This is a genomic window from Verrucosispora sp. FIM060022 (assembly GCF_003977705.1).
GTDB classification, from domain to species: domain Bacteria; phylum Actinomycetota; class Actinomycetes; order Mycobacteriales; family Micromonosporaceae; genus Micromonospora; species Micromonospora gifhornensis.
This window is the reverse complement of record NZ_RQIV01000003.1, coordinates 272190-290877: the sequence shown is the minus strand read 5'-3', so window position 1 is coordinate 290877 and position 18688 is coordinate 272190. Positions and strand designations below refer to the sequence as shown.

The following is an 18688-nucleotide window of genomic DNA, read 5'->3' as shown; positions in this document are numbered from 1 at the left end:
CGTGCAGCCGCATCTCCGGCGACCTCCCCTCACTCGCCGGCGAGCCTACCCACCGAGGCGACGAAGTCGAGGATGCGCCGGCTCACGAACTCGGGACGTTCCAACGGCAGGCCGTGGCCGGCCCCGGGCACGATCTCGGCGCGCACCGACGCAATCAACGCCTCCGCCCGGGCCACCGCCTGCGCGGGATGCAGCAGCGAACTACGTTCGGCCACCACCAACTGCACAGGTACGCCGATGGAGCGCAGTTCGTCGTCGGTGAACGGCCGGGCGGCAGCGGCCCGACCGGAGCGCCAGTACCGGGCGGCGATCATGACGGGCGCGAGTTGCTCGGCGGGCTCCACGAGCGCGGCGTTGGCCAGCCGGTCGGCGAACCAGGCCCGGGTGCTGCGGGGTGCCAACGTCGCCAGGGCACCCGCGATCAGGTTGGCGTAGAACTTGACCGGCACCTTCTGCAGCCCGCCGGGGTCGAGCAGGGTGACCGACGCCAGCCGGGCGGGCTGGTGCACCGCGTGAGCCAGGGCCAGGTAGCCGCCGTAGGACATGCCGACCAGGTGTACGCCGTCAAGTCCGAGGCCGGCGAGGGTCTCCTCGATCCAGGCGGCGTCGTCGGCGCTGTCCTGTACCGGTGCGGACTGCACGCTGCGGCCCGGGTCGTCGACGGAGTCCAGCGCGTAGACGGGGTGGTGCTCGCCGAGCGTGGCGACGTGCCGGTACCAGTTGGCGGAGTTGCCCTGTGCCCCGTGCAGCAGCACGAGGGGTTGGCCCTGACCAGCGCCGTGGCGGTAGGCGCGGACCGTGCCGAACCGGGTCTGCACGTCGAACTCCTGCCGGGGCTGCGGCCAGGCCTGCATCGCCACGTCGTACGCCTGCAGGAAGCGTTCCCGCGTCGCGTCGCTGGTGAATCGGCCGACCTTCGTCTGCCTGGTCTTCGCCATGCGAACCTCCCCGTCTTGGTGGTACGGCCGTACTATACACTCGTACTACCAAAGGTGACCAGGGAGGGTGACGGTGCCGAAACTGTCCGACCACGACGAGCGTCGAGGGCAGATCCTCGCCGCGCTCCTGCGCATCGCGGCCAGTCGTGGGCTGCACGCCGCGAGCATGCGGACGGTGGCCGCCGAGGCGGGCGTCTCGGTCAGCACCGTGCAGTACTACTTCCACAGCAAGGAGCAGCTGCTCTTCGCCGGCCTGCGACACCAGGCCGAGATGGTCGGCCGGCGGGTCGCCGGCAGCATGCCGACCGGTGCCGGCCGGGACGGCGTACGCGCCTGGTTGGTCCAGATCATCCCCGTCGACGCCGAGCAGCGCGCCGCGTACACCGTCTTCGCCGCCTACCACGCGCTCGCACTGACCGACCCGGCGCTGGCCGAGCTCTCCTACAGCCGGTACTCCCGCGATCTGGAGGCGTTGCTCGGCGACCTGCTCCGCGCGGCGCAACGAGCCGGCGAGGTCTCCGACGAGTGCGACGTCGAGGCGGAGGCGGTCAACCTGCTGGCCCTGGCGACCGGCCTGGCCGACGGGGTGATGGCGGCGATGCGGACGCCCGAGGCGGCCCTCGCCCTGCTGGACTACCAGCTCGACCGACTCTTCGCCGGTGCTCAGCGACCGGCGTCGGCGCGTTCGACGGAGAGGTGCGATACCCCGGAGGTCGCGTCGATGTCGTAGCGGTCGGTGGCCGTCTCCCACTGCGGGGCGGTGAACGTGCTGCCGCCGGCTACCCCGGAGTGGGTGGTGCCGTCGATGGTGACCGAGCCGGCGCCACCGCCCGCGCGCACCTGGACCGGCGCATCGGTGCCGAGGCGTACGACGACCTGGCTGGCGCCGCCGCCGAGCACGACGCGTTGGGTGCCGGTGGGTGCGGGCAGCGTCAGCTCGATCCGGTTCGCGCCCGCGGTGAATTCGACCCCGTTGACCTGGCCGTTGCTCAGGTCCAGGTGCTGCTCCTTGGCTCCGCCGTCGAGCCGGATGTGCCAGCGTACCGACTCGCGCAGCACCACCTCGACGATCGCCGGACCGTCCTTACCGGTGCCGCGCAGGCTGGTCATCAGGGTGTCGTCGGTGCGCGAGACGGCCGGCCGGACGCTGGCGTCGCGCGGGGTGGACACCCGGTAGGCGTCCTCGCCCAGGTCGGCGGTGCGCACCCGGATCACGTCCGCGCCGTCGAGCAGGACGAAGGTGGCCTCCTGGAGATCGTCGGCGGCGCCGGTGACGACGTGCCCGGCTCGCCCGTCGCCGCGTACCGTCACCCAGGTCCAGCTGGCGACCAGCACCACCACCACGAGCACCAGCACGCCGCCGAGCCACCACCAGAGCTGTCGCCCGCCGCTCGTCCGCGCGTCGTCCATCTCGCCTCCCGCACCTCGGTGACTGTTGCGGGCTACTACCCACCGCGCCCGTCACCGACGCTTACGTACCGGGGCGCACCATCGTTCGACGACGATGCGCCCCGGCGATGGTGTCTGCTCAGGCCCGCGACCACTTCTGGTTGGCGGCACCGGTGCAGTCCCACAGTTGCAGTCGGCCGCCGTTGGCGGGGTTGTTGTCCCGGACGTCGACGCAGCGGTTCGCGTTGAGGTTGACCAGGTCTCCGGCGGCGTTGAGGGTGAAGCGTTGGGCCGGGTTGCCGTTGCAGGTGACCAGGTTGACCTCGGTGCCGTTGGCGGTGCCGGCCCAGGCCGGGTCCATGCACTTGCCCATGGCGCGGATGGTGCCGTCGGCGGCGAAGGTCCACGCCTGCGCGGCGGTGGTGTTGCAGTCCCAGATCTGCAGCGGCGCGCCGTCGTACGGGTTGGCGCTGGGGATGTCGATGCAGCGACCGCTCTGCTGGCCGCGGATGCGGGTGGTGCCGGTGTTGCCGTCCGGGACGTAGCCGTGGACGCGGACGTAGTCGACGAGCATCTGCTGCGGGAACTGGGTGCTGCCGTCCGGGTAGCCGGGCCAGTTACCGCCCACCGCCACGTTGAGGATCATGAAGAAGGGGTGGTCGTAGACCCAGCGGTTGCCGCCGAGGCGGCTCGGGTCGACCCGGAAGAACTCCTGGCCGTCGAGGTACCAGCGGATGATGTTCGGTTCCCAGTCGACCCGGTAGGTGTGGAAGGCGTCGGCCAGCGGCTGCCCGATGGTGCGGCTGCCGGTGATCCCGCCGCCGCCGGAGTAGCCAGGCCCGTGGATGGTGCCGTGCACGGTGTTGGGTTCCCGGCCGACGTTCTCCATGATGTCGATCTCGCCCGAGGCCGGCCAGCCGACGTTGCCGAAGTCGCTGCCGAGCATCCAGAACGCGGGCCAGATGCCCTGCCCCCGGGGGATCTTGATACGGGCCTCGAACCGGCCGTACGCCTGGTTGAAGGTGGCCGCGGTCAGCAGCCGCGCCGAGGTGTACTCGCACCGGCCGTAGTGGCACTGGTAGTTGGCCGGGTTCTCCCGCCGGGCGGTGATGACCAGGTTGCCCTGGCCGTCGTGCACAGCGTTGCTGGTGCTGTTGGTGTAGTACTGCCGTTCGTTGTTGCCCCAGCCGTGGCCGCCGATGTCGAAGCGCCACTTGGACTGGTCGACCGGGGTGCCGGCCGGGGCGTTGAACTCGTCCTGCCAGGTGAGCCCGCCGATGGCGGCGGCGGCCGGGGTGGCGTTCACGGGTACGACGAGGGTGCTGGCGACGAGGGCCGCGACCAGGACGGCGGCCGGCCGTCGGAGCCTGCGGGAGATGACGGACATGGCTGATCTCCTTGAGGTGGACGGACTGAGCGGACGCCCGGCGAGGGAGGGAGAGCGCTCTCCTTATCGCAGTCTGTCGATATGAATGAATATAGTCAAGGTTGTTAACAACGATCTTGTCCGGGCGCGCGGCGTCAACCTGGGGTTGACGGGAGTGATGCGTCAACCTACGGTTGACGCATGACGAATCCTGTCCAGATGACCAGCACGGTCCGGCTCGACGACCTGATCCAGACCATCAAGCAGACCCACACCGACGCCCTCGACCAACTCGCCGGCGCGGTCCTGGTCGCCGACCACATCGGCGAAGTGGCCGACCATCTGATCGGCCACTTCGTCGACCAGGCCCGACGCTCCGGCGCGTCGTGGACCGAGATCGGCCGCAGCATGGGGGTGAGCAAGCAGGCCGCGCAGAAGCGCTTCGTCGCCGGGACGATGGACCCGCAGGAGGGCTTCCAGCGGTTCACCCCGCGCGCCCGCAACGTGGTGGCTGCCGCGCACAACGAGGCGAAGGCCGCCGGCAGCGCCCACACCACCCCGGCGCACCTGGTGCTCGGGCTGCTCGCCGAGCCGGAGGCCTTGGCGGCGAAGGCGCTGGCCGCCGCCGGTGTGTCGGCCGAGGCGGTACGGGAGGCCGCCACCGCCGCGCTGCCACCGGCGGCCGACGAGGCGCCCGACCTGATCCCGTACGACGCGGCGGGCAAGAAGGCGCTGGAGCTGACCTTCCGGGAGGCGCTGCGGCTCGGGCACAACTACATCGGCACCGAGCACATCCTGCTGGCGCTGCTGGAGCAGGAGGACGGCGACGGAGTGCTGACCGGGCTCGGGGTGACCAAGGCCGCCACGGAGGCGAACATCGTGGCGACCCTGGACAAGCTCCGGGTGTTCGAATAGGCGATCAGTCGGCGGTGGGGAAGCCGTACCGGGCGGCGTGCTCCGGGTCGGCCGGGTCGATCTGGCGCAGGCCGGTGTCGGCGAGGCGCTTGTTCACCTCGTCGAGGTGCTCGCGCACCAGCCGGGCCTCCTCCTCGGTGACCCGCCCCCGGTGCGGCTTGCCCGCGTGCTCGATGGTGCCGTAGTCGATCTTCTCGGTGGCCCGCCGCGCCTTGGGCGGGCGTACCCGCTCGGCGGTCTTGAGCAGTTGGGCCATCGGCATGTCGGTGGCCATCGCGTCGAACTCGCTCGCGGTCAGCACCACCCGGCGCGGCTCGCCGTGGCCGTGCCGGTCATGGATCTCGATCACCGCCACGTCCAGCGCGGCGTCGTCGAGGCTCTCCACCTCCGCCGGTGTCGCGTCCAGCTGCACGGGCCCGGCCACCAGGTCAGGGTGCTCGAGGACGACGACGCGGACGGCCTCGTCGTCGGGGCCCAGCACCGTGCCGCTGAAGTCGGAGACGCGGATCGTCTTCTTGCCCATGGGTGCGCTAGCTCCTGTCGTAACCGGTCGGAGGACCAGCAGACGTTACCCGACAGGTGTGCGAACGGCGGTGCTGGCTCGCCGTCGGAGTCGGCGCGGCCACTCGGGCTGCGGCGGGGAGAAAACGGCGGTCGCCGCCGGGTCAGTGCGTGTTGAGATGGCGGGCCGAACTGCCCACCGGAAGTCGGTTCAGCGCCTCCCAGGACAGCGGGCCGGTACGGCGGCTGCGGTGTGGCGGTTGGTCGGGGAATCGTCGCGCGGCGCGGCCGTCCGGCCAGATCCGGGTGAGGTCCTGCTGGTGACGGTCGTGCGGTTGCATCGGCATGAGCCCACCGTTCCAGAGAAAGTTGTACATGTATGGAATTGGGTATGACGGTAGACCGCTGACCGGGGTTCCGGTGCCCAGCGAAGATCACGCCGAGGTCACTCGTGCCGAGGTCTCGCGCCGACGCGTTCCGGCCGGACGGTCGGCGTCGCAGCCCCGATCCGTCGTACGGTGGGCGGGCGGCAGCGACGGCGCAGGAGGTGGACGGTGCGTGACCGGCGGCTCCAGTTGCACCTGGCCACCTGGCTGGGGCGGTGGCCGGCACCCGCGGGACTGCACGTGGTCGGTTCCTGGCGACGCAGTCAGCCGGCCTGGGACGGTCGACTGCGACCGGCGATCGCGGTCACCGCCGGCGCCAGCACCGTGCTGTCCGTACCGACCGACCGGGTCGCCGCGGTACGCGACCTGGCCCGCCGGCCCGACACGCTGCTGCCCACCCTGCCGGCGGCGGTCGGCGAGCCGGGCTGGGCGGTGCACGACGACGTGTTCCGCTGGACCATGGCACCCGCGCCACTGCCCGAGGTCGGCGAGTGGGTCGCCCCCACCATCCTCGGCCTGCCGTCCTGGCTGCGGCTGTTCGACCGGCCCGTGCTGGTGGTCCGCGACGATCAGGGCCGCTACCTGGCCGGTGTCGGGATCAAGCGGCACGACCACTTCGGTCACGAGCTGGCGGTGGGCACGGTGCCCTCAGCCCGCGGGCGCGGACTGGCACGGCGGCTGGTCGCCCAGGCGGCCCGGCGGGTGCTCGACGAGGGTGCCGTGCCGACCTATCTGCACGACCGGGCCAACGCTGCCTCGGCAAGGGTCGCCGAGGCGGCCGGCTTCCCGGACCGGGGCTGGCGGTCGTACGGGGTCTACCCCAGTTGACCTGCGACGGCAGGGCGCGGACCGTGGATCCCGGGCCGGATCCACGGTCCGCAGCCTCCCCCCAGGTCCGCGTGCGGCTCGCTGCCGATCACGCTACGTATCCGATTGCTTCCACGGCAAGCATCCAACGTCGATTCACTGCTGTCCAATAGTGGACTTGACCAGCGCAAACGGGTCAGTGGCGCAGGGTGCGAAGCAGTTCGACGATCTGCCGGGTGACTGGCCGCAGCACCCGCAGCCGGGAGAGCGAGACCAGCCGGTCGATCAACGGCACCGCGCCGTCGATCAGCGCCCGGGTACGGGCCTGCCCCGGCGAGCGGTCGTAGACCCAGTAGAGCACTATCCCCATGTACGCCAGCCAGAGCAGTTCGGGCAGGTGGGGACGCAGTTCCGGGTCGACCTTGGTGGTGGAGCCGCTCAACACCTCGTCGAACAGTGCGATGGAGGCCTGGCGCGGGCCGCTCGACTCGGGCGAAAAGGGGCTCAGTGGTGAAGTGGGCTCCGCGGCGACCTTGAAGACGCTGGCTGCGAAGTCGTGCGAGGGGGTCGACACGTCGATGGCCGCGTGCAGCACCCCGGCCAGTCGGCCGGCGAAGGTCGTCTCCCGCTCCAACACCGGTCGTGCCGCGGCCCGGTGCTCCTCCTCGGTCCGGGTGTAGAACTCCTGGATCAGGCGTTCCTTGGAGTCGAAGTAGTAGTAGGCGTTGCCGACCGCCACCCCGGCCTCCTGGGCGATGGCGCGCATGGTGGTGCGGGCGTACCCGCGCTCGCGGAACAGCCGCATCGCGGTTTCCAGGATCAACTGCCGGGTCTGCTCGCCCCGGGCGGTCGTCGCCTCACCCGCAGCGGTCGTCGGCACAGACTGGTCGGTCATCCGGGCCACCGTATCCCGCCGGACCGTCGAGCGACGGCGGCCCCGCTTCGCGGACACGTTCGCGAAGCGCCGAGGCGGCGGCCACCACCCGTCGAGCCAACGGCAGCAGGTGCGGTGCGGCCAGGCGCTCGGCCGTCGCCCGGTACTCGGCAAGCGCCCACAGGCAGGCGAACCAGGCGCCGTCGCCGACGTACACCGCCCCGGTGTCGGCCACCACCGTGATGTCGCGCAGGGTCGCGGCATGGTCCAGGCCGGGGAAGCGCTGCCGGGCCTCGGCCGAGCCGGCCGGCACGAACTCCAGGGGTACGAGTTGCGCCCGCGACGCCAGCCAGCCACGTGCCGCCCGGCACATCGGGCAGTGCGCGTCGTAGAGGACTGTGAAGTACCGGATGCCACCACCCCCGTGCGTGGTGGCATCCGGCATCCCACCAGCCCGGTCCGGGCCGTGGGTGCTCATCGGGGCGGCGCCGGCGGGTTCGTGGGCGGATTCGCCGGAGGGTTCGCCGGCGGACGTGCGGCCGGGTGCACCGGTGGGTATGCGGCCGGGTGTGCCGGGCGCTGGCCGGGCGCGGCGGCCGGGTGGGGCTGCTGCATCGGCAGGAAGCCGGCCGGCGGCAGCGGCGGTGCGGTGGCCAGTTGACGTAGCCGGCTCTTCCGGTAGCGGTTGAGGGTGAAGACGTTGAAGAAGTGCAGAGCGCCGAGCACCAGCAGCACCAGGCCGATCTTCCAGGAGAGTTCCTCCATGGCCTCGCTTGTCGACTCGATCGGTTCGGAGTGGCGCATCGCCACCGTCACGTAGCCGAGGTTGAGCAGGTAGAACCCGACCACCAGGAGGTTGTTCACGGCGCGGGCGAGCCGCTCGTCGGAGAACACCTCCTCCAGGAAGACCAGCCCGTTGCGGGCCAGCGTCCGGGCCACCCAGACGGTCAGACCGATGCTGACCGCCAGGTAGACCAGGTACATCCAGACTTTGATGTCCATGCCACCGCGCTCCAATTTGAACGTGTTCAAGTATCGACACGAGCCAGCGTAGGGTGGAACTTGAACACGTTCAAGAGCGACGGTCGAGAGTGGCGTACGCCTCAGCCGGCCAGACCCAGCACCTCGGCGGCGGCTAGACCGTTGGCGTGGCTGGCGCCGTAGGTGATGACGAAGGCCCGCGTGCCGGTCGGCCGCCACCTGGCCGGCCAGCCCATCTCGACCACCGCCACCGGATGCGTACCGGCCAGCGCGGCGACCAGCTCCGGCCCGCCGGGCAACTGGTGCAGCCGCCGGCCGACAAGCACGATCGGCCGGTTGCCGGCCCGCCGCCGAAGCTCCTCCGGGTCGGCCTCGGTGGCCACCACCTCGATCAGCTCGGTGCCGTGCAGGTGCGGGCCGAGACCCCACGGCACCCGCCCCTGCACGACCGTCGACCGCGCGTGCACCTGTACCACCAGCGGATGGTCCAACCCGGCCAGTGAGCCCTCCACCCGGACGGCACGGCGGGCCGCCGCGTACCCCAGGTCGGCGGCGGCGACGGTGGTCGGGCCGGTGTCGCGGGTCCACGCGGCCAGTTCCGCGGCACGTCCGGCGGCCTGCTCGACCCGGTCCCGCGCCAGCCGGCCGTCGCCCACCGCCGTGACGATCTCGGTGGCCACCCGTTCGACCAGGCCGGCGTCCACCTTGGCGCCGATGCAGAGCAGGTCCGCGCCGGCGGCCAGGGCGCGTACCGCGCCGGGAGCGATCCCGCCGGCCGCGAGCGCGGCACCCTTCATCTCCAACGCGTCGGTGATCACCGCCCCGGTGAAGCCGTACTCCTGGCGGAGCAGGTCGACCAGGACGGCCCGGCTGAACGTGGCCGGCGCCGCGCCGGTCAGGGCCGGTACCCGGATGTGGGCGGTCATCACCGCCCTGGTTCCGGCCGCGATCACCGCGGCGAACGGCGGCAGGTCTCGGCGACGCAGCACCTCCGGCGGCACGTCCACGGTGGGCAGTTCGTGGTGGGAGTCGGTCACCGTCGCGCCGTGCCCGGGGAAGTGCTTGGCGCAGGCGGCCACCCCGGCGGCCTGGAGGCCGGCGACCGCGGCGGCGGAGTGTGCGGCGACCCGTGCCGGATCGGCGCCGAACGACCGGGTGCCGATCACCGGGTTGTCGTCGGTGCTGTTGACGTCGACGGTGGGCGCCAGGTTCACGGTGATGCCGAGCGCCGCCAACTCCCCGCCGATGGCCCGGTGGATGTCCCGGGTCAACGCCTCGTCGTCGATCGCGCCGAGCGCCGCGTTGCCCGGATACGGGCTGCCGGTGGCGTGCGCCAACCGGGTCACGTCGCCGCCCTCCTCGTCGATGCCCACGAGGACGTCGGCCCGAGCGGTGCGCAACGCGGCAGTGCTCGCCGCCACCCGTGCCGGTTCGTCGATGTTGCGGCCGAACAGGGTGTGCCCGGCCAGTCCGTCGGCGACCAACTCGACCGCCCAGTCGGGTGGGGTCGACCCCGGGTACGCGGCCAGCAGAGTGCCCAGGGCGAGCCGGCGAAGTCCGGGATCCAGCCGCACGGTTTCTCCTTCCGGTGCCGGCGGCGCTGATCGTGGTGCCGGATCGGCTGAGCGATCCGTTTCCACCCTGCCGATACGCTACGGCTACCCGTTCGTAGCAAAGTCATAGTTTGCAAAGCTCACCAAATTCGAGGACATGGCATGAGTGCGACCCGGCTCCCCGGCACCCCACGGCTGTTGCGGGCTCTCAACGACCGTGCGGCGCTGGAACTGCTGCTGGAGCAGGGGCCACTGACCCGGGCCCGGATCGGTGAGCTGACCGGCCTGTCCAAGGTCACCGCGTCCCAACTGGTGGAACGGTTGGAGGAACGCGGTCTGGTCACCCGGGTCGGTGAACAGGCCGGCGGGCGCGGGCCGAACGCCCAGCTCTACGCCGTGCGACCGGGCAGCGCGTACGTGGTCGGGGTGGACGTCGGTCCGGAGCGGGTGGTCGCCGCCTGCGCCGACATCACCGGCACGGTCGCCGGCCGGGTGGAACAGTCCACGAAGGACACCGACGATCCGGTGGGCGTGGTGCACAACGCCGTGGTCCAGGCGGCCAGCAGCGCCGGCGCCCAACTGTCGAGCGTACGGCGGATCGTGCTCGGCACCCCCGGCCTGGTCGATCCGGGCACCGGCGACATCACCTTCGCGTTCAACCTGCCCCGCTGGCACCGCGGCCTGCTCGCCGCGCTCCGCGACGACCTGGACACCCCTGTCGTCTTCGAGAACGACGTCAACCTCGCCGCGGTGGCCGAGGCGCAGTCCGGCGCGGCCCAGGGCATGTCCGACTTCGTGCTGGTCTGGATCGGTGCCGGCGTCGGTCTGGCGATCATGCTGGGCGGGCGGCTGCACCACGGCAGCAGCGGCGCGGCCGGCGAGATCGGCTACCTGCCGGTGCCCGGCGCACCGATCCCACGCGACGTGTCCCGCCGCGCCAAGCCGGCCTTCCAGCAGGTCGCCGGGGCGGACGCGATCCTTGCCCTGGCGCGCGAACACGGCTACCCCGACGGTGGCGCCGCCGAGGCGGTGAAGGCCGCCATCGCCGCCGGTACGGCCGGCGGACCGATGCTCGACGAGGTGGCCCGCCGACTCGCCCTCGGTGTGGCGAGCACCTGCGTGGTGCTGGACCCGCCGCTGGTCGTGCTCGCCGGGGAGGTCGGCCAGGCCGGCGGGGCCGCGCTGGCCGAGCGGGTGCAGCACGAGGTCGCCGCCATCACGCTGGTCCGCCCCCGGGTGGTGCCCACCGGCCTGCCCGAGGAGCCGATCCTGCGCGGCGCACTGCGCACCGCCCTCGACGCCGTCCGCGACGAGGTCTTCGGCTCCACGGTCGGCTGAGCGCCGACGCAGGCGTCAGATCAGGTCGCGGCGGCGGAACACGGCGAACGCGGTGGTGGTGAGCCCGGCGGTGCACAGCAGCAGGACCACGAGCGCCAGTTGCCAGGTCAGCGGGTACGTGCCATTGCAGTACCCGGTGAAGGCGTCGGCGCAGGGCGTGGCGTCCCAGAACCGCAGCTCGCCGGCCAGCCACGCGCCCACGTAGTTGCTGAGCAGCAGCTGGTCCGGCCGGGAGACGTCCAGGATCTGCATCATGATCCGCCCGCCCATCTCCCACACCACCAGGTAGGCAAGCACCGCGCCGACCGCCGCCGCGGTGTGCCGACCCATGGTGGCGAGGGCGAAGCCGATCGCCGTGGCGAACACCACCAACCCGACGCCCCGGCCCCACCGGGCGGCCAGGTCGGCCCAGAAGGTCGCATCGGTCGGCCCCGGATAGCCGGCGACCTGGGCGATGACCCAGAAGGTGACCAGGTACGCCACCGAGGCGAGCACCGACAACACCAGGACCGCGCCGAGCAGGGTGCCCAGTTTGGTGCCGAGCACGGTCAGCCGCTGGGGTCGCCACAGCAGCAGGTTGACCACCCCGCCGGAGTTCAGGTCGGCGCCGATGTAGGAGGCACCGACCAGGAAGCCGAACAGCACCAGGAAGGCCACCAGGAAGTACAGCAGCGCCTCGGCCTGCTGGGTGAAGGTGAACACGTCGGTGAGGTAGTTGGCAGCCGTCGGCGACCAACCCTGCACCACCGGATCGATCTCGCGGCAATCGGCGGGCAGGTAGTGGTTGCCGTCGTGGGCCCACGCCTCACCGCGGTCCCGGGCCAGGCAGCGGGCGTGCTCCCGCTCCATCACGCTGCGCTCGGCGGCGGCCTGCTGCTCGGCCGCGGCCACTTCGGCGCTCGTGGGTGTGTGTGAGCTGGCCAGGGTGGTCCCCGCCGTCACCACGAACGCCAACATCAGCAGGAGCACCATCAGCTGCACGAATCGGCGGGCGGCCAGCCGCTCCGCCTCGGCGCGGATCAGGTTCACGCCTGCACCCCCCGGAACTCGTCGAGGTCGATCGACGGTGCGCCGGACGGGCCGGGTGCGGATCCACCGTCGGTCTGCCGAGGGAGCGTCGGCTGCTGCCCGGCACCGGTCAACTCCAGGAAGACGCTCTCCAGATCCGGCCGTACCGGGGTCAGCTCGCGTACCCAGACATCCTGCTCGCCCAGCGTCCGGCTGATCAGCGTCGGGTCCGGTACCCCACCGACCACCAGGTGGTCGGCGTGGGCGGTGACGGTCAGCCCGGCGGCCTGCAGCAGTTGCTCGGCCCGGATCAGGTCGTCGGCGCGGACCAGACACTCGTTGCGGTCGAATCCGGCCAGCACCTCGGTCACCGGGCCGGCCGTCACCCGCCGCCCCCGCGAAATGATCGTGACGTGGTCGCAGATCAGTTGGATCTCGGCCAGGATGTGGCTGGAGACCAGCACGGTCACCCCATTGCCGGCCAGCGTGCGCATCAGGTCCCGCATCTCCCGGATGCCCGCCGGATCCAGCCCGTTGGCCGGTTCGTCGAGAATCAGCAGTTCAGGCCCTTTGAGCAGGGCCGAGGCCACGGCCAGTCGCTGCTTCATGCCCAGCGAGTAACCCTTTACCCGATCGTGGCCACGATCGCGCAGGCCGACCTGCTCCAGCACCTCGTCGACCCGGCTGACCGGTACGCCACCAGCCAGGGCGAGCAGCCGCAGGGTGCGGTGGCCGGTGAAGTTGCCGAAGAACTGCGGGCTCTCCACGATCGCGCCGACCCGGTGGGCCACCTGGGGCAGCGACTGCGGTGCGTCGGCGCCGAACACCCGCATCTGTCCCGCATCGGCGCGGACCAGCCCGAGCAACGCCCGCAGGGTGGTCGTCTTGCCCGACCCGTTGGGGCCCAGGAAGCCGTGCACCTGACCGGCCTCGACCAGCAGGTCGAAGCCGGCGACGGCGACCCGGTGGCCCTTACGTACGCTGCGGAAAGTCTTCCGCAGACCCTCGATTTCGATGACCCCGCTCACGCGGAGGGGCCCCGACGACGACTGGGCATGAACGGCCCCTCCGGATCAGGTGAGCAACGACACGGCGCTCACCCTACGGTGGCAGCGCCCGCCCGTGGGGGCGGCACGCGATGCGTGGTTGGATGGGCGGGTGACTGGTGACCTGATCGCTGGCGCCGGTGGCGCCACACCCGCCCCTGCATCCATGGACGCGGATCTGGTGGTCAGCCTCGACGGCGTCGGCGTACGCCGGTCCGGCACCGCCCTGCTGCACGATGTCGAATGGCGGGTGGAGGCGGACGAACGCTGGGTGGTGCTGGGCCCCAACGGCGCCGGCAAGACCACCCTGCTCAACCTCGCCGCCGGCCGGCTGCACCCGACCAAGGGCGTCGCACACGTGCTGGGCGAGCGGATCGGCCGTACCGACCTCAACGAGCTGCGTACCCGCATCGGGTTGACCACGGCGGCGCTGGCCGAGCGGCTGCCCGCCGACGAGAAGGTCCGCGACGTGGTGATGACCGCCGCCTGGTCGGTGGTCGGCCGTTGGCGGGAGGAGTACGACCCGGCCGACGAGGCCCGCGCCCTGGCCCTGCTCGACCAGCTCGGTGCCGGCGCACTGGCCGACCGCGACTACGGCACCCTGTCCGACGGGGAGCGTAAGCGGGTGCAGATCGCCCGGGCCCTGATGACCGACCCGGAGCTGCTGCTGCTCGACGAACCGGCGGCCGGGCTCGACCTGGGCGGCCGGGAGGACCTGGTGGCCCGCCTGGCCATGCTGGCACAGGATCCGGACGCCCCCGCGCTGGTGCTTGTCACCCACCACGTCGAGGAGATCCCGCCCGGCTTCACCCACGCGATGCTGCTGCGCGACGGCGCGGTGATGGCGCAGGGCCCGCTGGAGGTGACCCTCACCGCCGACAACCTCACCAAGACCTTCGGCCTGCCGCTGCTCGTCGACCGCACCGGCGACCGCTTCACCGCCCGCGCCGCCTGAGGCGGTGTAAGGAAGGGCACCTGCTTAACGTCTCCGGTAGAGCAGGGGGCCCCTGTTAACAAGACGCAGGAGGCTCCGGTGCCACAGACCCGAGTCGTCGTGGTGGGCAGCGCGAACATGGACCTGGTCGCCACCGCGCCGAACCTGCCCCGCCCGGGGGAGACCACCCTCGGCACCGACTTCGTCACCGTGCCCGGTGGCAAGGGTGCCAACCAGGCGATCGCCGCCGCCCGTGCCGGTGCCGCCTGCACCTTCCTCGGCGCGATCGGCTCCGACTCGTTCGGGGTGACCCTGCGGGCCCGGATCACCGCCGCCGGGGTGGACACCAGCCAGCTGCGCACCACCTACGGCGCCTCCGGGGTGGCCCTGGTCATGGTCAACGCCGAGGGTGAGAACGCCATCCTGGTCACGCCGGGGGCCAACGACTCGCTGAGGGCGCTCACCGAGAGCGAACTCGCCGCCGTACGCGATGCCGACGTGCTTGTCGCGCAGCTGGAGATTCCGGTCGAGACGGTGACCGAGGCGGCGGTCGCGGCCCGCGCTGCCGGGACCCGGGTGGTGCTCAACGCCGCACCGGCGCTGCCGCTCCCGCCCGAGCTGCTGGCCGTGGTGGACCTGCTGGTGGTCAACGAGAACGAGGCGCAGGCGTACACCGGTCGGGGGCGGGAGGAGCCCCAGGCTCTGCTCGACCTGGTGCCCCGGGCGGTGCTGACCCTCGGCGCGCAGGGCGCCTGGTACGGCGACCGGGACGGCACCGCCGTGCACGTGCCCGCGACCACAGTGGACACCGTCGACTCGACCGCCGCCGGGGACGCGTTCACCGGCGCGCTCGCGGTGGCCTGGGGTGAGGGCCGCGACCTGGTCGACGCGGTCCGCTGGGCGGCGGCGGCCGGCGCGGCCTGCGTACGCCGGCTCGGCGCGAGCGTGTCGCTGCCGCACCGCGCCGAGATCGATCAGCTCTACCTCCCCGCCACCTGACCCGGCCTCACCGGTCGACGGAGGCCGTCGCCGCCCCGTCATGGGCGCGGAAGGCCCGCCGGTACGCCGAGGGTGAGGTCCGCATCGCCCGGGTGAAGTGGTGGCGGTACGTCACCGCGGTCTCGAACCCGACCGCCGCGGCGATCTGCGCGACCGGCGCATCCGTCGTCTCCAGCAGCGCCAGGCTGGCCCGGATCCGCTGGTCGACAAGCCAGCGGATCGGGCTGGTGCCGGTGGCCCGGGCGAAGTGCCGCAGGTAGGTGCGCGGTGACATGTGCGCCTGCCGGGCCAGCCGGGCCACCGTCACCGGCTCGGCGAGGTGCGCCAGCGCCCAGGCGATGCTGCCGGCGACCCGGTCGTCGTCCGCCCCCGCCGGCACCGGCGCCTCGATGAACTGTGCCTGCCCACCGTCGCGGTGCGGCGCGGTCACCAACCGGCGGGCCACCGCGTTGGCCACGGCCGCGCCATGGTCGCGCCGTACCACGTGCACGCACAGGTCCAGACCGGCCGCGCTGCCGGCGCTTGTCAGCACGTCACCGTCGTCCACGTAGAGCACGTCGGGATCCACGGTCACCGCCGGATAGCGGCGGGCCAGCAGATCGGCGTACCGCCAGTGGGTGGTGGCCCGGCGACCGTCGAGCAGACCGGCGGCGGCCAGCGCGAACGCGCCCGAGCAGATGGACATGAGCCGGGCGCCGGCCCGGTGCGCGTGACGCAGCGCCGCCACCAGTTGCGCAGACGGTGTCGCGTGCACGTCGCAGACCCCGGGCACGATCACCGTTGCGGCCTCGGCCAGCACGTCCAGGCCGTACGGGCTGTGCAGGGTGGCGCCACCGATCACCGGCACCGGGCCGGGCCGCTCGGCGCACAGCCGCAGGTCGTACCAGGGCACGCCGAGTTCGGGGCGGGGGAGTCCGAAGACCTCGGTGACGATGCCGGTCTCGAAGACCGACATTCCCGGGTACGCCAGCACGGCGACGGTGCGGGCGACCGGAGCCATGGCGGGATGTTAGCGCAGTACGTCGTCCCTGCCACTCGTCCGCGTGCCCGGGCGGCGGCCAGGATCGTTCCCATGACCCGCGCTTTCGCCGTACCGGCCGCCGAGCCCGCCACCGCCATCGCCCACTTCCTGGCCGAGTTGAGCGTCACCACCGACGTCGCCGACGTGCACGCCGACCTCACCGCCGGGGTGCCCGACCTGGTCGTGGTGGATTCCCGGGGCGAGGCCGCCTGGGCCCAGGGTCACCTGCCCGACGCGGTGCACCTGCCCACCGCCCGGATCGCCGAGCAGGCCGCACGGGTGGTCCCGGCCGGCACGCGAGTGGTCACCTACTGCTGGGGTCCCGGCTGCGACGGTGCCACCCGGGCCGCGTTGGCCTTCGCCCGGCTCGGCTACCCGGTCAAGCGGATGCGCGGCGGCTACGAGTACTGGGTCCGCGAGGGCCTGCCGGTGGTCACCGCGACCGGGTCGATCCGTCGACCGGTGGACGACCTGACCGCGCCCCGCGCGGCCGTCGGCTGCGACTGCTGACCAACGGCTCCGCCCGCGGTCAGCTCCCGTCGTCGTTGAGCTTCTCGCCGCGTCGGCGCAGCATCGCCAGGCCGGGGATGCCCGCCACGGCGAGCTTGAGGTCCCGGGTGACGTCGAGCAGGTCGTGCAGGTCGGGGCCGACCCGGTCCAGGGTGGCCAGGATCGGCATCACGTCGGCGGTGAGGTGCTGGCGCAGCTTCGGCAACTCGTCGACCAGCCGTACCGCCGCAGCCACCTCCTCGTGGCTGAGCTGCTCGATGAAGTGGGTGGCCATCGGTGCGGCCCGGCGCAACGCCGGCTCGTACGCGGCCAGCAGTTCGGCGGCGGTGGCCGTCGCCTCGGCCGCCGCGCCGACCGTCTCGGCGGCTTGGCCGGACACCTTCTCCGCCCGCGCCACCACGTCGGCTGCGGCGGCGGCGACCGTGCCGGCGTTGTCGACGGCGACGGTCGCGGCGGCGCTGATCACCGCGACCTCCCGGACGGCGACCTCGGCGTCGGCGAGCACCTGGTCGGTCCGGTCGAGGGTCTGCTCGATCCGATCCACCACCCCGTTGATCCGGGTCAGCAACGCCTCCACCCCGTCGAGCACCGCGAAGGCGCGGGCCGGGATCGCGGCGAAGGACGCGGCCGAGTCGAGGGCGGAACGGGTGAGGCCGACGACCGCGGTCGGCCGGGGAAGGGGGATCACCATGGGCTCCAGTGTTCCTCGGGCGGGCGAGGGCCGCTCACCAGTGGTCGCCCTGCTGCTCCACGGCCCGCTGCACCGCCCGGTAGATCTGCCCGAAGCGCAGCGCGTCCGGGGTGCGCAACATCATGACCTCCTGCCCCCGGTACTGCACCCACAACTCCTGGACCCGGTTGCCGCGCTCGTACGAGCGGTCCAGCCAGCCGAGCGGGATCTCCAGGAACGGCACCAGCGCCAGCGCGATGACCAGGCAGGCCACCAGCACCACGAGCGCCGGCACCCAACCCCGGTCCGGTGCCGACCAGACCAGCGACAGTACGCAGACCAGCCCGACCAGCGGGGGCAGGGACAGCAGCAGCACCAGTACGCCCCGGCCGAGCACCCGCCCCCGCACCGCGAGGGTGGTGCGTCCCTTCTGATGCCAGACGTAGGTGACCTCGGAGATCGGGATGACGTGTCCTCCGGCCCGGATCGACTCCGAGGAAACCTGCACCGTGTCGTCCTGGTAATAGAGCGCCATCACTAAGCCTAACCATCTTCCGGCAACCCATGGCGATGGCGTCGTCACCCTGTGGCGATCGGCTGCCCTCGGTGCGCCCGGCGGCACCTGTGAAATCCACGCCGGATCGTCGGCACCGGCCCCGACGATGCTCGCCGGTGCGGGCGGCACGCTAACATCGCCGCGTCTTGAGGTGACTGCGGAGACGAGGCTCTATGGGGTGGCTCCAGCGTGTGCTGGGTGGGCGGCAGGTCGAGCACGATCCCGGCCGGCAGGAGGCGCTGTTACAGCAGGTCCGGCACGGTTTCGGCAGCCGCAGCCAGGTCCGTGCCCGTGATCAGATCGAGGAGATCACGCGGCTGCTGGACGATGAGGACGGTCTGGTCGTGGCGACCCGGATCGTGCGCGAGGTCGCCGACGCGGCCCACACGGATCTGCTGGCGCAAGCCGCCGACCTGCACCGACGTACCGGCTACCGGCTCGTGGTCGATCGTCGCAACTATCGGGTGCTGTGGCGGGAGGCCGCCTCGGCGCTGCGGTGGCCGCTGTTCGATCCGCCGGGCGGCCTGCATCCGTACGTGCAGGTGGCCGCGGCGGCCACGGTGCTCGGCGACCGTGCGTCCCGGGTCGTGAAGGCCACCGACCCCGCCCCGGTGCTGTCCGCGGTCTTCGAGCTGTTCGACCTCACCACCACCGGTTGGGAGTACGGCCGGGTGCGGCCGGACACCGACGGTGCCGAGCTGGTCCTCCGGCTGATCTCGGCGGCTCGGCAGATCAACGCCGCGTTGTCGGATCCGCCGCCGCTGCCGCAGCCGGTGCGGGAACTGATGCGCCGCAACAACACCACGAACGTGTACGACCCGGCCGGTCACGGGGTGGTCGGCGCGATCAATCTCGGTGGCGAGTTGAGGCCGGCCCTGCTGTCCTGAACACGTCGG

The 18688-nt window shown here is 72.1% G+C and carries 22 protein-coding genes; 8 read left to right on the top strand and 14 right to left on the bottom strand.

The window, feature by feature from the left end; translation table 11 throughout:
- Window positions 1-29 precede the first annotated feature (29 nt).
- The gene (locus EG812_RS11865; RefSeq protein ID WP_013731964.1) at window positions 30-938 is read right to left on the bottom strand and encodes an alpha/beta fold hydrolase; all 909 of its coding nucleotides are present in this window, start codon (window positions 936-938) and stop codon (window positions 30-32) included.
- 73 nt (window positions 939-1011) lie between these two features.
- Here EG812_RS11865 and EG812_RS11860 point away from each other — a divergent pair, with 73 nt between their 5' ends.
- Window positions 1012-1668 (top strand): TetR/AcrR family transcriptional regulator, encoded by a 657-nt coding sequence (locus EG812_RS11860; protein WP_158632500.1) that lies wholly within the window; start codon window positions 1012-1014, stop codon window positions 1666-1668.
- Here EG812_RS11860 and EG812_RS11855 read toward each other — a convergent pair.
- Entirely contained in the window at window positions 1602-2348 is a 747-nt protein-coding gene (locus EG812_RS11855; RefSeq protein ID WP_013731966.1) for a hypothetical protein, read from the bottom strand. The two genes, EG812_RS11860 and EG812_RS11855, sit on opposite strands and share 67 nt — an antisense overlap.
- 118 nt (window positions 2349-2466) lie before the next feature.
- On the bottom strand, window positions 2467-3714 hold the full coding sequence (locus EG812_RS11850; protein ID WP_126711562.1) for a ricin-type beta-trefoil lectin domain protein: 1248 nt from the start codon (window positions 3712-3714) through the stop codon (window positions 2467-2469).
- 180 nt (window positions 3715-3894) lie between these two features.
- On the opposite strand from EG812_RS11850, the gene EG812_RS11845 reads away from it, so the two are divergent.
- The gene (locus tag EG812_RS11845) at window positions 3895-4608 is read left to right on the top strand and encodes a Clp protease N-terminal domain-containing protein (RefSeq protein ID WP_126711561.1); all 714 of its coding nucleotides are present in this window, start codon (window positions 3895-3897) and stop codon (window positions 4606-4608) included.
- A 4-nt stretch (window positions 4609-4612) separates the two neighbouring features.
- On the opposite strand, the gene EG812_RS11840 is transcribed toward EG812_RS11845, so the two are convergent.
- Both EG812_RS11840 and EG812_RS11835 read right to left on the bottom strand, forming a co-directional pair.
- Window positions 4613-5131 carry a hypothetical protein gene (locus tag EG812_RS11840; RefSeq protein WP_126711560.1) on the bottom strand — a complete coding sequence of 173 codons (519 nt, stop codon included), beginning with the start codon at window positions 5129-5131 and terminating at the stop codon, window positions 4613-4615.
- A gap of 142 nt (window positions 5132-5273) precedes the next feature.
- Window positions 5274-5486 carry a hypothetical protein gene (locus tag EG812_RS11835; RefSeq protein ID WP_233196670.1) on the bottom strand — a complete coding sequence of 71 codons (213 nt, stop codon included), beginning with the start codon at window positions 5484-5486 and terminating at the stop codon, window positions 5274-5276.
- 177 nt (window positions 5487-5663) lie between these two features.
- Between EG812_RS11835 and EG812_RS11830 the strand changes: the two genes are divergently transcribed.
- A complete protein-coding gene (locus EG812_RS11830) occupies window positions 5664-6323 on the top strand; it encodes a GNAT family N-acetyltransferase (protein WP_013731971.1) in 660 nt (219 codons plus the stop codon).
- A 175-nt stretch (window positions 6324-6498) separates the two neighbouring features.
- Here the strand turns inward: EG812_RS11830 and EG812_RS11825 are convergent, their stop codons facing one another.
- The 4 genes from EG812_RS11825 to EG812_RS11810 all read right to left on the bottom strand — a co-directional run bounded on the left by EG812_RS11825 (window position 6499) and on the right by EG812_RS11810 (window position 9731).
- Window positions 6499-7197 carry a TetR/AcrR family transcriptional regulator gene (locus EG812_RS11825; protein WP_043723225.1) on the bottom strand — a complete coding sequence of 233 codons (699 nt, stop codon included), beginning with the start codon at window positions 7195-7197 and terminating at the stop codon, window positions 6499-6501.
- Window positions 7160-7654 (bottom strand): thiol-disulfide oxidoreductase DCC family protein, encoded by a 495-nt coding sequence (locus tag EG812_RS11820; RefSeq protein ID WP_013731973.1) that lies wholly within the window; start codon window positions 7652-7654, stop codon window positions 7160-7162. The genes EG812_RS11825 and EG812_RS11820 overlap by 38 nt, the downstream gene beginning before the upstream one ends.
- Window positions 7651-8178 carry a hypothetical protein gene (locus EG812_RS11815; RefSeq protein ID WP_126711711.1) on the bottom strand — a complete coding sequence of 176 codons (528 nt, stop codon included), beginning with the start codon at window positions 8176-8178 and terminating at the stop codon, window positions 7651-7653. The genes EG812_RS11820 and EG812_RS11815 overlap by 4 nt, the downstream gene beginning before the upstream one ends.
- A 101-nt stretch (window positions 8179-8279) precedes the next feature.
- Window positions 8280-9731, bottom strand: a complete 1452-nt coding sequence (locus tag EG812_RS11810; protein ID WP_013731975.1) for a glycoside hydrolase family 3 N-terminal domain-containing protein — start codon at window positions 9729-9731, stop codon at window positions 8280-8282.
- A 141-nt stretch (window positions 9732-9872) separates the two neighbouring features.
- Between EG812_RS11810 and EG812_RS11805 the strand changes: the two genes are divergently transcribed.
- Window positions 9873-11048 (top strand): ROK family transcriptional regulator, encoded by a 1176-nt coding sequence (locus EG812_RS11805; RefSeq protein ID WP_013731976.1) that lies wholly within the window; start codon window positions 9873-9875, stop codon window positions 11046-11048.
- A gap of 15 nt (window positions 11049-11063) precedes the next feature.
- Here EG812_RS11805 and EG812_RS11800 read toward each other — a convergent pair whose 3' ends face one another.
- Window positions 11064-12077, bottom strand: coding sequence for an ABC transporter permease subunit (locus tag EG812_RS11800; RefSeq protein ID WP_013731977.1), 1014 nt, complete (start codon window positions 12075-12077; stop codon window positions 11064-11066).
- The gene (locus EG812_RS11795; protein ID WP_013731978.1) at window positions 12074-13084 is read right to left on the bottom strand and encodes an ABC transporter ATP-binding protein; all 1011 of its coding nucleotides are present in this window, start codon (window positions 13082-13084) and stop codon (window positions 12074-12076) included. Before EG812_RS11795 ends, EG812_RS11800 begins: the two co-directional genes overlap by 4 nt.
- 130 nt (window positions 13085-13214) lie before the next feature.
- On the opposite strand from EG812_RS11795, the gene EG812_RS11790 reads away from it, so the two are divergent.
- Together EG812_RS11790 and EG812_RS11785 are read left to right on the top strand one after the other, a co-directional pair.
- Window positions 13215-14057, top strand: coding sequence for an ABC transporter ATP-binding protein (locus tag EG812_RS11790; RefSeq protein ID WP_126711559.1), 843 nt, complete (start codon window positions 13215-13217; stop codon window positions 14055-14057).
- Window positions 14058-14135: 78 nt separating this feature from the next.
- Window positions 14136-15035 carry a ribokinase gene (locus EG812_RS11785; RefSeq protein ID WP_013731980.1) on the top strand — a complete coding sequence of 300 codons (900 nt, stop codon included), beginning with the start codon at window positions 14136-14138 and terminating at the stop codon, window positions 15033-15035.
- Between the two features lie 7 nt (window positions 15036-15042).
- On the opposite strand, the gene ftrA is transcribed toward EG812_RS11785, so the two are convergent.
- The gene (ftrA, locus tag EG812_RS11780) at window positions 15043-16035 is read right to left on the bottom strand and encodes a transcriptional regulator FtrA (RefSeq protein WP_013731981.1); all 993 of its coding nucleotides are present in this window, start codon (window positions 16033-16035) and stop codon (window positions 15043-15045) included.
- A 72-nt stretch (window positions 16036-16107) separates the two neighbouring features.
- Here ftrA and EG812_RS11775 point away from each other — a divergent pair, with 72 nt between their 5' ends.
- Window positions 16108-16566 carry a rhodanese-like domain-containing protein gene (locus EG812_RS11775; RefSeq protein ID WP_013731982.1) on the top strand — a complete coding sequence of 153 codons (459 nt, stop codon included), beginning with the start codon at window positions 16108-16110 and terminating at the stop codon, window positions 16564-16566.
- A 19-nt stretch (window positions 16567-16585) separates the two neighbouring features.
- On the opposite strand, the gene EG812_RS11770 is transcribed toward EG812_RS11775, so the two are convergent.
- Together EG812_RS11770 and EG812_RS11765 are read right to left on the bottom strand one after the other, a co-directional pair.
- A complete protein-coding gene (locus EG812_RS11770) occupies window positions 16586-17257 on the bottom strand; it encodes a hypothetical protein (protein ID WP_013731983.1) in 672 nt (223 codons plus the stop codon).
- 34 nt (window positions 17258-17291) lie between these two features.
- Window positions 17292-17771: a DUF6232 family protein gene (locus EG812_RS11765; protein ID WP_013731984.1), complete on the bottom strand. Its 480-nt coding sequence runs from the start codon at window positions 17769-17771 to the stop codon at window positions 17292-17294.
- A 194-nt stretch (window positions 17772-17965) separates the two neighbouring features.
- On the opposite strand from EG812_RS11765, the gene EG812_RS11760 reads away from it, so the two are divergent.
- Complete coding sequence (locus tag EG812_RS11760) at window positions 17966-18679, top strand: hypothetical protein (RefSeq protein WP_013731985.1); 714 nt, start codon at window positions 17966-17968, stop codon at window positions 18677-18679.
- Window positions 18680-18688: the final 9 nt, after the last annotated feature.

Excerpts from the sequence above, each read along its gene's own strand:
- EG812_RS11835 (WP_233196670.1), bottom strand. The coding sequence starts at position 5,486 with ATGTACAACTTTCTCTGGAACGGTGGGCTCATGCCGATGCAACCGCAC.
- EG812_RS11770 (WP_013731983.1), bottom strand. The coding sequence starts at position 17,257 with ATGGTGATCCCCCTTCCCCGGCCGACCGCGGTCGTCGGCCTCACCCGT.
- EG812_RS11865 (WP_013731964.1), bottom strand. The coding sequence starts at position 938 with ATGGCGAAGACCAGGCAGACGAAGGTCGGCCGATTCACCAGCGACGCG.
- EG812_RS11805 (WP_013731976.1), top strand. The coding sequence starts at position 9,873 with ATGAGTGCGACCCGGCTCCCCGGCACCCCACGGCTGTTGCGGGCTCTC.
- EG812_RS11765 (WP_013731984.1), bottom strand. The coding sequence starts at position 17,771 with ATGGCGCTCTATTACCAGGACGACACGGTGCAGGTTTCCTCGGAGTCG.
- EG812_RS11840 (WP_126711560.1), bottom strand. The coding sequence starts at position 5,131 with ATGGGCAAGAAGACGATCCGCGTCTCCGACTTCAGCGGCACGGTGCTG.
- EG812_RS11855 (WP_013731966.1), bottom strand. The coding sequence starts at position 2,348 with ATGGACGACGCGCGGACGAGCGGCGGGCGACAGCTCTGGTGGTGGCTC.
- EG812_RS11820 (WP_013731973.1), bottom strand. The coding sequence starts at position 7,654 with ATGAGCACCCACGGCCCGGACCGGGCTGGTGGGATGCCGGATGCCACC.
- EG812_RS11845 (WP_126711561.1), top strand. The coding sequence starts at position 3,895 with ATGACGAATCCTGTCCAGATGACCAGCACGGTCCGGCTCGACGACCTG.
- EG812_RS11850 (WP_126711562.1), bottom strand. The coding sequence starts at position 3,714 with ATGTCCGTCATCTCCCGCAGGCTCCGACGGCCGGCCGCCGTCCTGGTC.
- EG812_RS11825 (WP_043723225.1), bottom strand. The coding sequence starts at position 7,197 with ATGACCGACCAGTCTGTGCCGACGACCGCTGCGGGTGAGGCGACGACC.
- ftrA (WP_013731981.1), bottom strand. The coding sequence starts at position 16,035 with ATGGCTCCGGTCGCCCGCACCGTCGCCGTGCTGGCGTACCCGGGAATG.
- EG812_RS11815 (WP_126711711.1), bottom strand. The coding sequence starts at position 8,178 with ATGGACATCAAAGTCTGGATGTACCTGGTCTACCTGGCGGTCAGCATC.
- EG812_RS11760 (WP_013731985.1), top strand. The coding sequence starts at position 17,966 with ATGGGGTGGCTCCAGCGTGTGCTGGGTGGGCGGCAGGTCGAGCACGAT.
- EG812_RS11775 (WP_013731982.1), top strand. The coding sequence starts at position 16,108 with ATGACCCGCGCTTTCGCCGTACCGGCCGCCGAGCCCGCCACCGCCATC.